Source organism: Bacillus sp. SM2101, assembly GCF_018588585.1.
Lineage (GTDB): Bacteria > Bacillota > Bacilli > Bacillales > SM2101 > Nanhaiella > Nanhaiella sioensis.
In genome coordinates, this window is sequence record NZ_JAEUFG010000029.1 from 36,120 (window position 1) to 47,814 (window position 11,695).

Here is an 11,695-nt window from a genome sequence, read left to right on the forward strand (position 1 = left end):
CTTTCACTCAATTAATTGATCAATTAGCGTTTTTGCAGTTTTCCAAGCGCTAAGGTTCTTTCGATAAGTTTCTGTTCCCAATGAGGTTATCTTATAATACTTCCTTCTCCCCCCTTGGCTTTCATTTCCCCAATAAGATTGAATTAGCTTCTGTGATTCCAGTCTTTTCAAACTTGTATATAATGAAGTTTCCTTCAATTCGTATGTTCCATTACTTTTCTTTGCAATTGCTTTTATTATTTCGTAACCATAATTATCGTGTTCCAACAGTACGCAAAGAATAATCGTATCAATATTTCCACGAATCAACTCTCGACTAATGCTTATCTCACTCATTGCACTCACCTCGCAATTACAACATATTACTATGTATGACGTAGTACTTTATTATAAGTAATAATAATACAATTTCTATAAATTGTAAATCGATTCCAATAAAAAAATACCACACGTTTATGTATGGTATGTCATATTACTTAGCTTGCTGTATTTTGTTGTCACTAGCTTCTTTAATCTTTACAGTACAGCAGTTTGATTCAGCTTTATCACTCTTTATCAATTTATTTATTAAACGTAACACCGACTTCACCTCCTTACTCGGATACTCCTACCTGAATTGTTAGATCATATAGAAAATAAAGCCTGAAATGGTTGACATAATGACTACAGAAAGTACAAACGTTGTAACTAGCTCTTTTTTAAAGATTGTTTTTAATAAAATGACTTCTGGTAAGCTGGCTCCTGCTGAACTGATCATCATTGCCATTACTGGACCTAACGCCATCCCTTTCATTATTAATATTTGTGAAATAGGAATCATGCTAGAAAGCCTTATATATAACGGTATTCCAACGATAGCTGCAATAGGAATTAACCACCAGTGTTCATTACCAAATGCACTAGAAATCCATTCTGTAGGTACAAGACCATGAATAACTGCACCAATTGCAGCACCAATAATAAGGTATGGGTATACATTTTTCATAAGATCAATTGTTTCCTTTATTGCTAGTTTAAAGTTAAATTTTTTCTGTCGTTCCTCATACCCAGACATCACAACATTTTTGACATACTTTTCAAAACCAAGTGCCTCAAGAATAAATCCAATAATAATCGAGATCATTGTTGTGACGATTGTATAAATAATCGTTACCTTCCAACCTAGAATAACTCCCATCACCGTTAAAATAGTCGGGTCAAGAACAGGTGAAGAAAATAAGAAGATCATTACGATCCCAAAGGGTAATTTTTTCTTTAACATATTAACTACAATTGGAATTGTCGAGCATGAACAAAACGGTGTTATAAATGCAAATATGACTGCTGAAAAAGCTGCGATTATTTTGTTTTTCCCTATTAACTTTTTCTCAATTTTTTCGTATGGAATAAAGCCTTGTAATAAACTAATGACAAACGAAATTACGACAAATAAAACTGTTAATTCTAATGCAATATACAAAAAGCTATGTAATGTATTAATCCACATTTTCTTCCTCCTTATAATTGGCTTATATATTTATATAAATCAAAAAAAATTGATATATTAATTAAAAAAAGTTGATTAATAGTCTAAAAAAAATTAAGATTTTGGCCTAAATAAGCAACATAGTTCCTCAGAAAGCAAATGGTTGACTTCTTCCATATTTAGCTCATAGTAGCTCCATGTTCCTCTCGTTTCTCTTGTTAAAATGTTTGCATCATATAATATTTTCAGATGATATGATAATTTAGATTGAGTCATATTTACTAATGGGGCTAAATCACATACACACATACCCCCTTTTTGCGTTAAAATATTCATAATTTGTAACCTTTTTTTGTCCGCAAGTGCTTTAAACTTCATTTCATAAGTCTCAAATGTCCGTTCTGCTGATATATCATTTAATGGAATAATGTTCTCCACATTACCACTCCCTTTTATATATTGTTCTAAATATTGCTTATTGTTTTTCATCAACTCTTATACTGCTAGCACCTTTTCTTCTATATGACGATGATAAGCGTTGTCTTTCTGTTCGTAAACTTTATTGCTTTTTTTCACTTGTATTTAAGTTTCTACTTAATATAATTGTTATAGTCTTTAGAGAAGAAAAGATGCAACCGAAAATTAGTTTTATTTATGCTTAGCTCTTATTACGAAAAGCAACAGTTAATCCGAAAACAGCCATCTATATACAAAAAATATACTAAGGACTTATTAAAACAATTTTTTTTGATATAATCATCATATATGCGATGTTATTAAATGTCAATGATTAAATCAATTTTTTTTGATGTATTTATTTATTTTCGAAATAATACTTTCATAATACACCTGCTCATGTGGCACAAATTCGGCTTTACTCACAATTTGATCTATAGGCAATCTTCTCCCATTCTCATCAATTTCAAATCCAACTATGTTTAAATCTGTTCTACCTCCTAACCACAGTTCACTGAAGTGATTAAAATCGACTTTCACAATTCCCGATACTTCTTCCTTTTGTAGTTTGAAGTTTTCCATATTACTTTTATAATCTAATAGGAAAACATTTGCTATTTCCTTATCGACTAATTGTTCATGAATCACACAATATTTGAAGATCCCTAATGAAACAAGTTCTTCCATCGTTACTTGAATACCAAGCTCTTCATGAACTTCTCTCACTCCATCGCTCATCGTTTCATGAGCTAATATATGTCCAGCAGCTGTAATGTCTAAAAGGTTAGGATAATCCTTTTTAATTGCACTCCGTTTTTGAAAATAAATATAATCTTTTCCATCATCTTTTCTAATAAACCAGCAATGAAATGTTTCGTGCCAATAACCAAATTTATGTACTTCATCTCTAGTAGCTACACCACATTCATTTTGGGACTCGTCAAAGACCTTAATTAATTCTTTTTCCATATTAACTCCCGCTTATGTATAAATTGTTTGAGTTGACTAAGTGAACTTCCTACTACTTTTTTCGACTGCAAATTAACTTTCAGCCATTTAAATAGCTATAATTCTATTACTATCGTTCCCTACCTTTGATCTGTTAAGTTAACGAGGGTTTTTCCCAATCTTCTAACAACCCCCATGTGACTACAGGATCTCCATTTAATGATTTCATTGAACCTACATATACGTTCTTTGATAGTTTTGCAGTTTTTTCATAATGCTTAGCAATCTCTTTAGTTGTCGCTGAGACATTAATGTTAGAAATTTCATTATAATTTGTCCAACATAATGACCCTTCATCGCTTTCGATTAACTTAGAGTCTTTAGACACATTCCCAAAAAACACATATTGTATCCTTATTTCTTTAGTTTCACTCAATCGATGAACAATGTATCGCAAAGTTAAGTTATCTATGCAACTACTAGATAGACCTGTTTCTTCTGCTATCTCCCTTATACAGGCAGATTTAGGATCACATATTTCTTCTCCTTCAATATGGCCACCAATTGGCACTAACAAGCCTGCTAGAAATGTGTCTTTTGGCTTTTTTTGAAGAAATAACACTTGTTGCTCCTCATTGATTAGAAAAGCCACTGCCATTTGCCGTAGTTTCAAAAGCTCACCCTTCTCTATTTAAAAGGTAATTCTCGTATTGACTGTTCGTACTAAAGTTAAATATGTATATAACTAATGCTTGCGACATCTTTTCTTCTTTAAAATCAACCTCTATGGGATGAAATCTCCATTTTGCGTCAATATGTAAGGGTGTTTTCGCATTGATTGTTGTTTTTCATTAAACATATACATCTAGCATTCGTGGCACATTTGCTACTTTTACAATGGTTGAGCTCTTATAAAACTCATCATACAGTCCATTTTTAATAAAATTAGCAACAAAGCTTACGAAAGAACCCATTGTAATAAAAAATAACTACACAGCTTAATTCTTCATTTGTGGCGAATCAGGGTTCATTTGCATAAATTCAATTGCATTACCATCGGGATCCTTAACCCAACATTGAAAGTTCAAATCTAACCCTTGCAAAGGCTCTACATCTAATTTTAAGCCATTTTTCTTTAAATAATTTGCAATTTCATGGATGTCAGTAACTTCTAAACATAAATGAGCATAACCAATTGTACTTCCATCTACTTCATTCGTTTTTTTACCACCATAAAATAACTCAATAAACTGCCCTTCCCTTATTTTTAAATAAACAATCCAAGGTTCATCATCACTATTCTTTAATTCAAATAACTTTTGAAACCCCAAAATATCACAGTAAAAATGGAGCGATTTTTCCATATTCTTAACAGTATAAGCTGTGTGACCTATCCCTTTAATCAATTTAAAAGCCCCCTTAAAATTATTAATATATTTAAATAGTACGATACCATACAATAAGTCTTCAACTATTTTATCGACTACTAATTTGAAGTATGTAAATATTATTTAGGGAAGAAATAATCATTGAAGAGATGATACTAAGTTACTTTTAACTTCTTGACCCCCACGTAACGTGATGGCGTATCTTTGAATTATCATTAGTCAAAGGAGGAAGTAACATGGAATATTATCCAATGCCATTATTCGTCAAACTTTCAGTAAAAAACATGGATGATTCACTGAAATGGTACAACGAGGTTATCAACTTTAACTCAATATTCGAGCTACCAGATAAGGAGGGTAACACAATTATGGCTCATATTCGTGGTGAAAAGTATCAAGATATTTTGTTGCTGAAGGATAATAGCCAAGATAAGTGCAGTAAACAGGGGATCGTTGTAAACCTATCAGTAGAGGATGTTCATCAATTTTTCGAAAGAGCTTTAGCAGCGAATACTAAAGTAATTGAAGGTCCCATTGACCAACCATGGAATGCACGTGAACTCATTTTAAAAGATCCAAATGACTACACGATCACACTTTCTATGCAAATAAACAATGACAAATCAATGGATGAAATAACAAGGGGTCTGTCCCCTCAACGTTAACACGTCAAAGCAAAAAAGGGGGGCTGTCCCCCTTTGTTATTTAATGTCAACGTTGTGATAAACTTGTTGAACATCTTCTAAGTCTTCTAATACATCTATTAACTTCTCGAATTGCACCTGTGCATCTTGTGGAAGTTCTACCTCGTTTTGTGCAAGCATTGTAATTTCAGCTACTGAAAATTCAGTGATACCTGCATTTGTACAAGCTTCTTGTATTGTATGAAATTGATCAGGTTCTCCATAAATGATAACTGCGTTATCTTCTTCTAATATGTCACGAACATCTAAATCAGCTTCCATTAATAGTTCGAGTACCTCATCAGCTGTTTTACCTTCTAAACCAATAACAGCTGTTGCATCAAACATATATGCAACTGACCCACTGACACCCATATTACCACCATTTTTACCGAAGGCAGCTCGTACATCTGATGCAGTGCGGTTTACGTTATTCGTTAATGCATCTACAATGACCATAGATCCATTTGGTCCGAATCCTTCATAACGAAGTTCATCATAGTTTTCATCAGAACCACCTTTAGCTTTTTCAATGGCACGTTCAATAATGGCTTTCGGCACATTGTAAGTTTTTGCACGTTCTAGAACAAATTTTAAAGTTTGGTTTGCTTCAGGATCTGGTTCACCCTGCTTGGCAGCCACATAAATTTCTCGACCAAACTTAGCATAGATACGACTCGTATTCGCATCCTTTGATGCTTTTTTCTCTTTAATATTGTTCCACTTACGACCCATTTCTTTTCACTCTCTTTCATGTTTGAATCTATACAATATAACTAATGAAGCTCTTTAAATGATAGAAGTCAATAATTTTACACAGACATTCTTACCACTTAAATTAGTTTTAATTATTTGCAGTAACATCCAATTTAGCACTTATATTGATTATAGCATAATTAAGTAAGTGATTTTTGATTACATATTGAAGAATTATTGGCATTGCTCAATACTAAATTAGATTAAATTAGCTGTGAAAAAGCCTGCTGAATCAAAATTGATTTCAGCAGACTATATCATTAGTAAGAAACATTTCATAGTTCCTTTATTGCATCAAATGTATCGATACTATAATCGTATTGAGTAACTTCACCAAACCCATACTTAGCAAATACAAACGGTATTCCCGCAAACTTTGCTGCTGTTCGGTCACCTTCAGTATCACCTACATAAATCGGGTCTACTAATTGATTTCTGTTGATGACCAGCTTGATATTTTCACCTTTTGATAGCCCAGATCTTCCAGGATTCTCATAATCAATAAAATACTTATCTAGCTTATGATATTTGTAAAATGCTTCGATATAGCCGTCTTGACAATTACTAACGATAAACAATTTGTAAGTTTGAGATAACTCACTGAGGACTTCTTCCACACGGTCATATAGTACCCCACCGTGATTTGCTAAGTGGTTACATTCAACTTGACAGCAATCTGCTAATATTCGTTGTTGCAAACTTGCCCCAAGATGAGGGAATAGCTTCTCCCCAATCTCCTTCGATTGCAAGCCCATCGTGCCAGTTAAATCGTCTACTGTTATACTGTAATTAACTTCATCATATCTGGCTAATACATCATTCCAACAAGTTAAAATCTCACGACTAGAATCCCAAAGTGTACCGTCCAAATCAAAAATAATGCTATCCATATAATGCCCTCCAATACAAAGGGACAAGAATTATAGAGGACTGCTCTCGTCCCCTTGCAAGTTAATATTTTTTGTCGATTACACACATACGATTGTCCAAAAAGTCACCTCTTTGTTTTCGTATATGATTACGGTTGTAGTCGAAGCAACCGGGAGGTATCCGCCGAAAAATCGATAAACCTCCTCCTCGTCAACTAGGGTTACCTTACCTAGTCCAGGCGCTTTTACACCAATCATTCTACCCTACCCTTCTATTAAAAAATCCAATTATTATTCTACAATACTTTCGTTTATTATTCAATGTATAAATAGAAATTTTATTAAATTTATGAAATAATTACCATTAAATATAATTAAAAGGAGCAGTTATGGCAACGATGGAAATTTCAATGTTTCCAGTCATTTCCTCTAACTCAGCAAAGTACGGGTTATGGTTAACATCTATATCAATTGGTATAATAGCTGGCACTACCTTATCTAGTATACAAAATAAATTTCCACTTAAACTGAGTCTTTCCTATCGTTTCTATATTTCCAGGTGCTCTCTGCTTATTATCTATAACCACAATTAAGAGACTTATCATTCCTTATGTTTTGTTTAGGTTTGCTTGGGCTATATCCAAACATGCATACGAATAAATCTACCCGAACACTTTATTGGAACTGGATTTTCCTTTCTGTCGTCACTGTTAGGCTCTTTATGCTCTTTATGCCCTTTAGGATATTTTGCAGGTAGTGTAATAGGAGGATTAACATCGGGACATTTATGTTATTTTTAACAGCTATCGGATATTGGGTTTACTGTTTATTGTTTATTACACCCTAAACTAAATAAGCTGACAAATCGATTACATGACTGTTTAGAAGGATCATAATCACACAAAACCCCATTCGTTAAACACAATGAGGCTGAGGCGTTTTCTATATTCAAAAGTATCATAATCAACTAATAACAGGTAACTGCTTTTTCTCCGCCCAATCGAGAATAAAAGCTTTTTGACGTGGATTTAAATTTTGGGGCAGCTCTTCTTTCAAAAAGAATCTATGCTCCCGACTTTCAATATCCATTTGCTTTAATTCTCCTTTGTAACAGCTCGTTTTAAAGATGAGTTGCACGCTATAAACTTCATCACCATTAGGATATTTAACGAAACATGCTTCACCTGAATATATACCGAATAAATCTAATTTCTCTACTTGTAAGCCGGTTTCTTCAAACGTTTCTCTTTTAGCTGTTTGTTCAAATGACTCTCCTATTTCCATAACCCCACCAGGGATACACCAATTATCCTCATCAGTTCGATGCTGTAATAAAATTCTTTCTCCATCTTCGATAATTACTCCACAGCCAACGGTAAAAAGAGTTTGGTGACCGATGAGCTTTCTCATATCCTTAATATAATTCATCTGCGATTACCTTTCCTTTGTGTTGTATGCATAATTGATGTTACTTCATAAAATTTTTAAAATGTTATTCTCCTTTATAAAGAGCTTCTTTTTTGCAAATACTCCTTTATAATGGGATAATCAGGTGGATTTATTTTTTCCGGGAGTTCATTAAGATGAAAAAATTGTAGATCAGCTACTTCACTTACATCCTTCTTACACACTCCATCAAATGAAGTACATATAAATACTGAAACTACATTATATACTTCGTCACCATTTGGATATTTATAATAAAATTCTTCACCTGAAAAAACATTAAATAGCTTAAGAGAATTTGCTGTTAACCCTGTTTCTTCAAACAGTTCACGCCTTGCCACTTCTTCTAACGTTTCTCCCATCTCTGAAGAGCCTCCTGGCAACCCCCAACGTCGATTATCTTTGCGCAATTGTAATAATACTCTATTACTTTTATCTAAAAGAATGACAGATGCACCTACCATAATCAGAGGACAATTACCTACTAACTTTCTCAAATCCATGATATAGCCCATATTTTTCCTTCTCTAACATGGTACTAATTTTCTGAATATTAGTAATTATATCATATTTTTAATACTAGATTTAATAACAAAGAGGTTGTTTATCACACTGACATTCCTATGAAGCTTCTATACAAATAAATTGTATTCGCATAAATTGTTGTTTTTCGTATTAAGAACTAAAGACACATACCAAAAAGTACTCATGGTACCTTTAACTCTCTATAGCACATATCACCTCATTTTACTGTTCTACAACAAAGTTATCAAAAAGAGCCAAATAAAAATAAAAACACATGAAAATTCATTACATCTCATGTGCTTTCTTACAAGTATGCTATTGCAACAGTTTTTCTACTTATCTTTTAACCTTTGCTTTCAATCCATATTTTTCAAACTCTTCGTGAATTATTTCTTCTTCTAATTGAAGTAGAAGTTCAGAAATCTCAAATTCATTGATTTGTGGTATATCGACAATAATTTCAGCTAACTTCTTACTTAAAAAAGCCATTTCCTTGCCTGCAATTAATTTTTTCTTATATCGGTTGAAGGACTTATCTAAGTCATCAATTTGTTCATATAGTTTATCTATGCCATCATACATTTTCACTAAAGGAAGTGCTGCTTTTTCACCAACACCAGTGACGCCGGGAATGTTATCACTTTTGTCCCCTAATAGTGCCTTCACATCAACCCATTGACTTGGAGATATTTCGTATTCATTATGAAAGTCTTGTAATCTGTAAATGGTATCACCTTTAGATTTAATTGCAATAACTTGCGAAATATTTTGATCTAATAATTGTAATAAGTCTCGATCATTACTGTATATATAGCACTGCTTTTGATGCTCACGACTCCATTTTGTTGCTAAAGCGCCTATTACATCATCTGCTTCATAGCGATCTACAGAAATTTGAGAAATCCCAATTTTATCAAGTATTATTTTTGACGTTTCAAATTGCTGAATGAGAGGGTCTGGTAGTTCGCCTCTCGTCGCTTTATAATCTTCAAACATGTCACGCCTAATGACTTCATCACGCTTTACATCCCATACGATTGCTACATGTGTCGCTCGTAGATCTTCAATTAACGCAAAGATTTTATTAAACTTGACTCGTAACGCGTTAATGTATAATCCTTGGCTATTTTTTGCAAGCTGATCCTCATCCCTACCATAGGAAGTTGCAAAGTAACACCTGCTTAATATATTGAATCCATCTATTAAAAGTAAACTATGGTTTTCCATTTTATCGTCATACACCCTTTCAGTAACAGCACTTACTTCCTATCATTTTATCATAACGATGTTGCATATAACTTGCTAAGATGTTGGAAAATCCAGAGACTTTTTAACTCAATCATTACGTATCAGACGAAGAATTAATTCACCTTGAATGGATAAAAAATTTTTCGGCATTGGTATGACAAAACATAGAGTCCCCCTCCATACTCCATACAACCAAGCCTAATCATCTATCACTGTTATTTCTGCATTTTGTTAATACCATTAAGATATGTGCTTACGATATAATATAGGCTATCATCAAGGCTCAGATTCAAACCAAACCCAGCATGCTGCTCTAATGAAGAGAATCCATGTAAGATGCTCCTTAAGCCTCTAACGGTATGAAGAGCGGCTTCATCCTCTAATCGAAAAGTTTGCAGGACAGCTAACACAAGGTTAACGATGTTACGGCTTGCCTTTTGCGCTGCTTCATCAGATGCATCAGGTGCCATTAATGTCGCTTCATATAATCCACGGTTAGAACGAGCAAAGTTCACGTAGGCTTTCGCTAATGAATATACAGCATCTTCCCCTGCGATCCCTATTACAGCACTTGTCAGTTCATTATGAAGTTTCTCAAGTCCATAAATGGCTAGCTGTTTTCTTAATCCAGGTAACCCATCAATATGGTTATATAATGAAGGAGGACGAATGTTCAGCTTCTTTGCTAATATAGCTAATGTTACTGCTTCAAGCCCTTGTTCATTTGCAATCTCTGCTGCAGCTTGTAATATTGTTTGTAAATCTAAACCTGTTCTAGGTGACATGCTCTTTCTCCTTTGTCAATTGAATTAGCCAATCTTTCTTTCAGCTTCTTGAATAGCATGATTCATTGCTGAGGCGGGATTATTTAGTAGATTTCCGTGACCGACTGCTAGTAGTGCTGGCTTATACTTCATTAGCTTCTTTGCACTTTGAAGTGCTTGTTCTTTGTTCCATGTTGCCATTGCAGGGAAGGGGAACGAAACTCTTAATTGTCCAGCAACAGCTATTCCTCCCCTTATTTGAAATGTATCTCCAGCAATTAATGTGTTTGAACGCGTATCTAAGAAGGTTAGGGACCCTGGAGTATGCCCAGGAGTTGAAATTGTTAGTAATGAACCAATTACATCTCCCTCGTTAAGTAGCACATCTGGTTTTGTCTGAATACCTTTAGGAACTCCACCTCGAATAGGAGTGTTTGGTTCATCAGCGTGTAAAGATTTGTCTCCAGCTAATAGTTTAGCATCACGACTTGAGATATAAACCTTGGCATTTGGGAGTTTATTTTTCAAGTTATCTAAAGCACCAACATGGTCATCATGGGCATGGGTTAAACATATTTTTGTAATGGGTTTACCAATTGATTCAGCTGTACGCAAAATCTCCTTGGCACTGTATGGCAAAGCTGCATCAATTAATGTCAATTCATCATCTTCCTCGACAAGATAGCTATTCACAGGCATTAAACGGGGTAAAAACGTCAACTGATATAAATATTTTTCTTGCTTTTTCCTCATTTCATTCTCACCTCATATCCATAAACTAATAATATTAGTTTTATAATAACTAACGTTATTAGTTTTGTCAAACATTAATATTTAATATGGCTGTTTTAGAAATAAACCATACTCAACTAGTTGGCACCTTCTCTTCTGTACATTGATGACTAACAATATAAAACCACTTTTTTGGTACTAAATTGATAACAATAGCAACAAATTTTACGAAAAGAGCCTTTAATAAAATGAGCATATTAGCTCTATAATCTCCAGTCATTTAGAGCAATATATCCGACATAAAGAAAATAATTTTAAAAAAGGTAGGACTCCATATATAAAATGTACCCTATAGAGTAGACACTTTAAAAAAGTCTCCCTATAGGGTACATTTTTGTATAATGGAGAAACACAA

General features: G+C 33.7%; 15 protein-coding genes. 1 reads left to right on the forward strand and 14 read right to left on the reverse strand.

The window, feature by feature from the left end; all coding sequences use genetic code 11:
- Positions 1–3 precede the first annotated feature (3 nt).
- From JM172_RS20215 to JM172_RS20240, 6 genes are all read right to left on the reverse strand, one after another.
- Entirely contained in the window at positions 4–336 is a 333-nt protein-coding gene (locus JM172_RS20215) for a PadR family transcriptional regulator (protein ID WP_214484186.1), read from the reverse strand.
- 283 nt (positions 337–619) lie between these two features.
- Positions 620–1,486, reverse strand: a complete 867-nt coding sequence (locus JM172_RS20220) for a permease (RefSeq protein ID WP_214484187.1) — start codon at positions 1,484–1,486, stop codon at positions 620–622.
- A gap of 93 nt (positions 1,487–1,579) precedes the next feature.
- Positions 1,580–1,843, reverse strand: coding sequence for an ArsR/SmtB family transcription factor (locus JM172_RS20225; protein WP_250886799.1), 264 nt, complete (start codon positions 1,841–1,843; stop codon positions 1,580–1,582).
- Positions 1,844–2,260: 417 nt separating this feature from the next.
- On the reverse strand, positions 2,261–2,890 hold the full coding sequence (locus JM172_RS20230) for an NUDIX hydrolase (protein WP_214484189.1): 630 nt from the start codon (positions 2,888–2,890) through the stop codon (positions 2,261–2,263).
- A 133-nt stretch (positions 2,891–3,023) separates the two neighbouring features.
- A complete protein-coding gene (locus JM172_RS20235) occupies positions 3,024–3,542 on the reverse strand; it encodes an NUDIX domain-containing protein (protein WP_214484190.1) in 519 nt (172 codons plus the stop codon).
- A gap of 325 nt (positions 3,543–3,867) precedes the next feature.
- Positions 3,868–4,275: a VOC family protein gene (locus JM172_RS20240; protein WP_214484191.1), complete on the reverse strand. Its 408-nt coding sequence runs from the start codon at positions 4,273–4,275 to the stop codon at positions 3,868–3,870.
- A 218-nt stretch (positions 4,276–4,493) separates the two neighbouring features.
- On the opposite strand from JM172_RS20240, the gene JM172_RS20245 reads away from it, so the two are divergent.
- Positions 4,494–4,922: a VOC family protein gene (locus JM172_RS20245; protein WP_214484192.1), complete on the forward strand. Its 429-nt coding sequence runs from the start codon at positions 4,494–4,496 to the stop codon at positions 4,920–4,922.
- A gap of 36 nt (positions 4,923–4,958) precedes the next feature.
- Here JM172_RS20245 and JM172_RS20250 read toward each other — a convergent pair whose 3' ends face one another.
- The 8 genes from JM172_RS20250 to JM172_RS20280 all read right to left on the reverse strand — a co-directional run bounded on the left by JM172_RS20250 (position 4,959) and on the right by JM172_RS20280 (position 11,301).
- On the reverse strand, positions 4,959–5,675 hold the full coding sequence (locus JM172_RS20250) for a YebC/PmpR family DNA-binding transcriptional regulator (RefSeq protein WP_214484193.1): 717 nt from the start codon (positions 5,673–5,675) through the stop codon (positions 4,959–4,961).
- A 296-nt stretch (positions 5,676–5,971) separates the two neighbouring features.
- Positions 5,972–6,586, reverse strand: a complete 615-nt coding sequence (locus JM172_RS20255; RefSeq protein WP_214484194.1) for an HAD family hydrolase — start codon at positions 6,584–6,586, stop codon at positions 5,972–5,974.
- A gap of 343 nt (positions 6,587–6,929) precedes the next feature.
- The gene (locus tag JM172_RS25255) at positions 6,930–7,055 is read right to left on the reverse strand and encodes a hypothetical protein (protein ID WP_284730488.1); all 126 of its coding nucleotides are present in this window, start codon (positions 7,053–7,055) and stop codon (positions 6,930–6,932) included.
- A gap of 473 nt (positions 7,056–7,528) precedes the next feature.
- Positions 7,529–7,993: an NUDIX hydrolase gene (locus JM172_RS20260; protein ID WP_214484195.1), complete on the reverse strand. Its 465-nt coding sequence runs from the start codon at positions 7,991–7,993 to the stop codon at positions 7,529–7,531.
- Positions 7,994–8,067: 74 nt separating this feature from the next.
- Complete coding sequence (locus tag JM172_RS20265) at positions 8,068–8,526, reverse strand: NUDIX hydrolase (RefSeq protein ID WP_214484196.1); 459 nt, start codon at positions 8,524–8,526, stop codon at positions 8,068–8,070.
- A 346-nt stretch (positions 8,527–8,872) separates the two neighbouring features.
- The gene (locus JM172_RS20270) at positions 8,873–9,763 is read right to left on the reverse strand and encodes a 5'-3' exonuclease (RefSeq protein WP_214484197.1); all 891 of its coding nucleotides are present in this window, start codon (positions 9,761–9,763) and stop codon (positions 8,873–8,875) included.
- A gap of 236 nt (positions 9,764–9,999) precedes the next feature.
- Positions 10,000–10,569 carry a TetR/AcrR family transcriptional regulator gene (locus tag JM172_RS20275; RefSeq protein WP_214484198.1) on the reverse strand — a complete coding sequence of 190 codons (570 nt, stop codon included), beginning with the start codon at positions 10,567–10,569 and terminating at the stop codon, positions 10,000–10,002.
- A 24-nt stretch (positions 10,570–10,593) separates the two neighbouring features.
- Positions 10,594–11,301 (reverse strand): MBL fold metallo-hydrolase, encoded by a 708-nt coding sequence (locus JM172_RS20280; RefSeq protein WP_214484199.1) that lies wholly within the window; start codon positions 11,299–11,301, stop codon positions 10,594–10,596.
- Between the last annotated feature and the right edge of the window lie 394 nt (positions 11,302–11,695).

Excerpts from the sequence above, each read along its gene's own strand:
- JM172_RS20215 (WP_214484186.1), bottom strand. The coding sequence starts at position 336 with ATGAGTGAGATAAGCATTAGTCGAGAGTTGATTCGTGGAAATATTGAT.
- JM172_RS20220 (WP_214484187.1), bottom strand. The coding sequence starts at position 1,486 with ATGTGGATTAATACATTACATAGCTTTTTGTATATTGCATTAGAATTA.
- JM172_RS20225 (WP_250886799.1), bottom strand. The coding sequence starts at position 1,843 with ATGAAGTTTAAAGCACTTGCGGACAAAAAAAGGTTACAAATTATGAAT.
- JM172_RS20230 (WP_214484189.1), bottom strand. The coding sequence starts at position 2,890 with ATGGAAAAAGAATTAATTAAGGTCTTTGACGAGTCCCAAAATGAATGT.
- JM172_RS20245 (WP_214484192.1), top strand. The coding sequence starts at position 4,494 with ATGGAATATTATCCAATGCCATTATTCGTCAAACTTTCAGTAAAAAAC.
- JM172_RS20250 (WP_214484193.1), bottom strand. The coding sequence starts at position 5,675 with ATGGGTCGTAAGTGGAACAATATTAAAGAGAAAAAAGCATCAAAGGAT.
- JM172_RS20255 (WP_214484194.1), bottom strand. The coding sequence starts at position 6,586 with ATGGATAGCATTATTTTTGATTTGGACGGTACACTTTGGGATTCTAGT.
- JM172_RS20260 (WP_214484195.1), bottom strand. The coding sequence starts at position 7,993 with ATGAATTATATTAAGGATATGAGAAAGCTCATCGGTCACCAAACTCTT.
- JM172_RS20265 (WP_214484196.1), bottom strand. The coding sequence starts at position 8,526 with ATGGGCTATATCATGGATTTGAGAAAGTTAGTAGGTAATTGTCCTCTG.
- JM172_RS20270 (WP_214484197.1), bottom strand. The coding sequence starts at position 9,763 with ATGGAAAACCATAGTTTACTTTTAATAGATGGATTCAATATATTAAGC.
- JM172_RS20275 (WP_214484198.1), bottom strand. The coding sequence starts at position 10,569 with ATGTCACCTAGAACAGGTTTAGATTTACAAACAATATTACAAGCTGCA.
- JM172_RS20280 (WP_214484199.1), bottom strand. The coding sequence starts at position 11,301 with ATGAGGAAAAAGCAAGAAAAATATTTATATCAGTTGACGTTTTTACCC.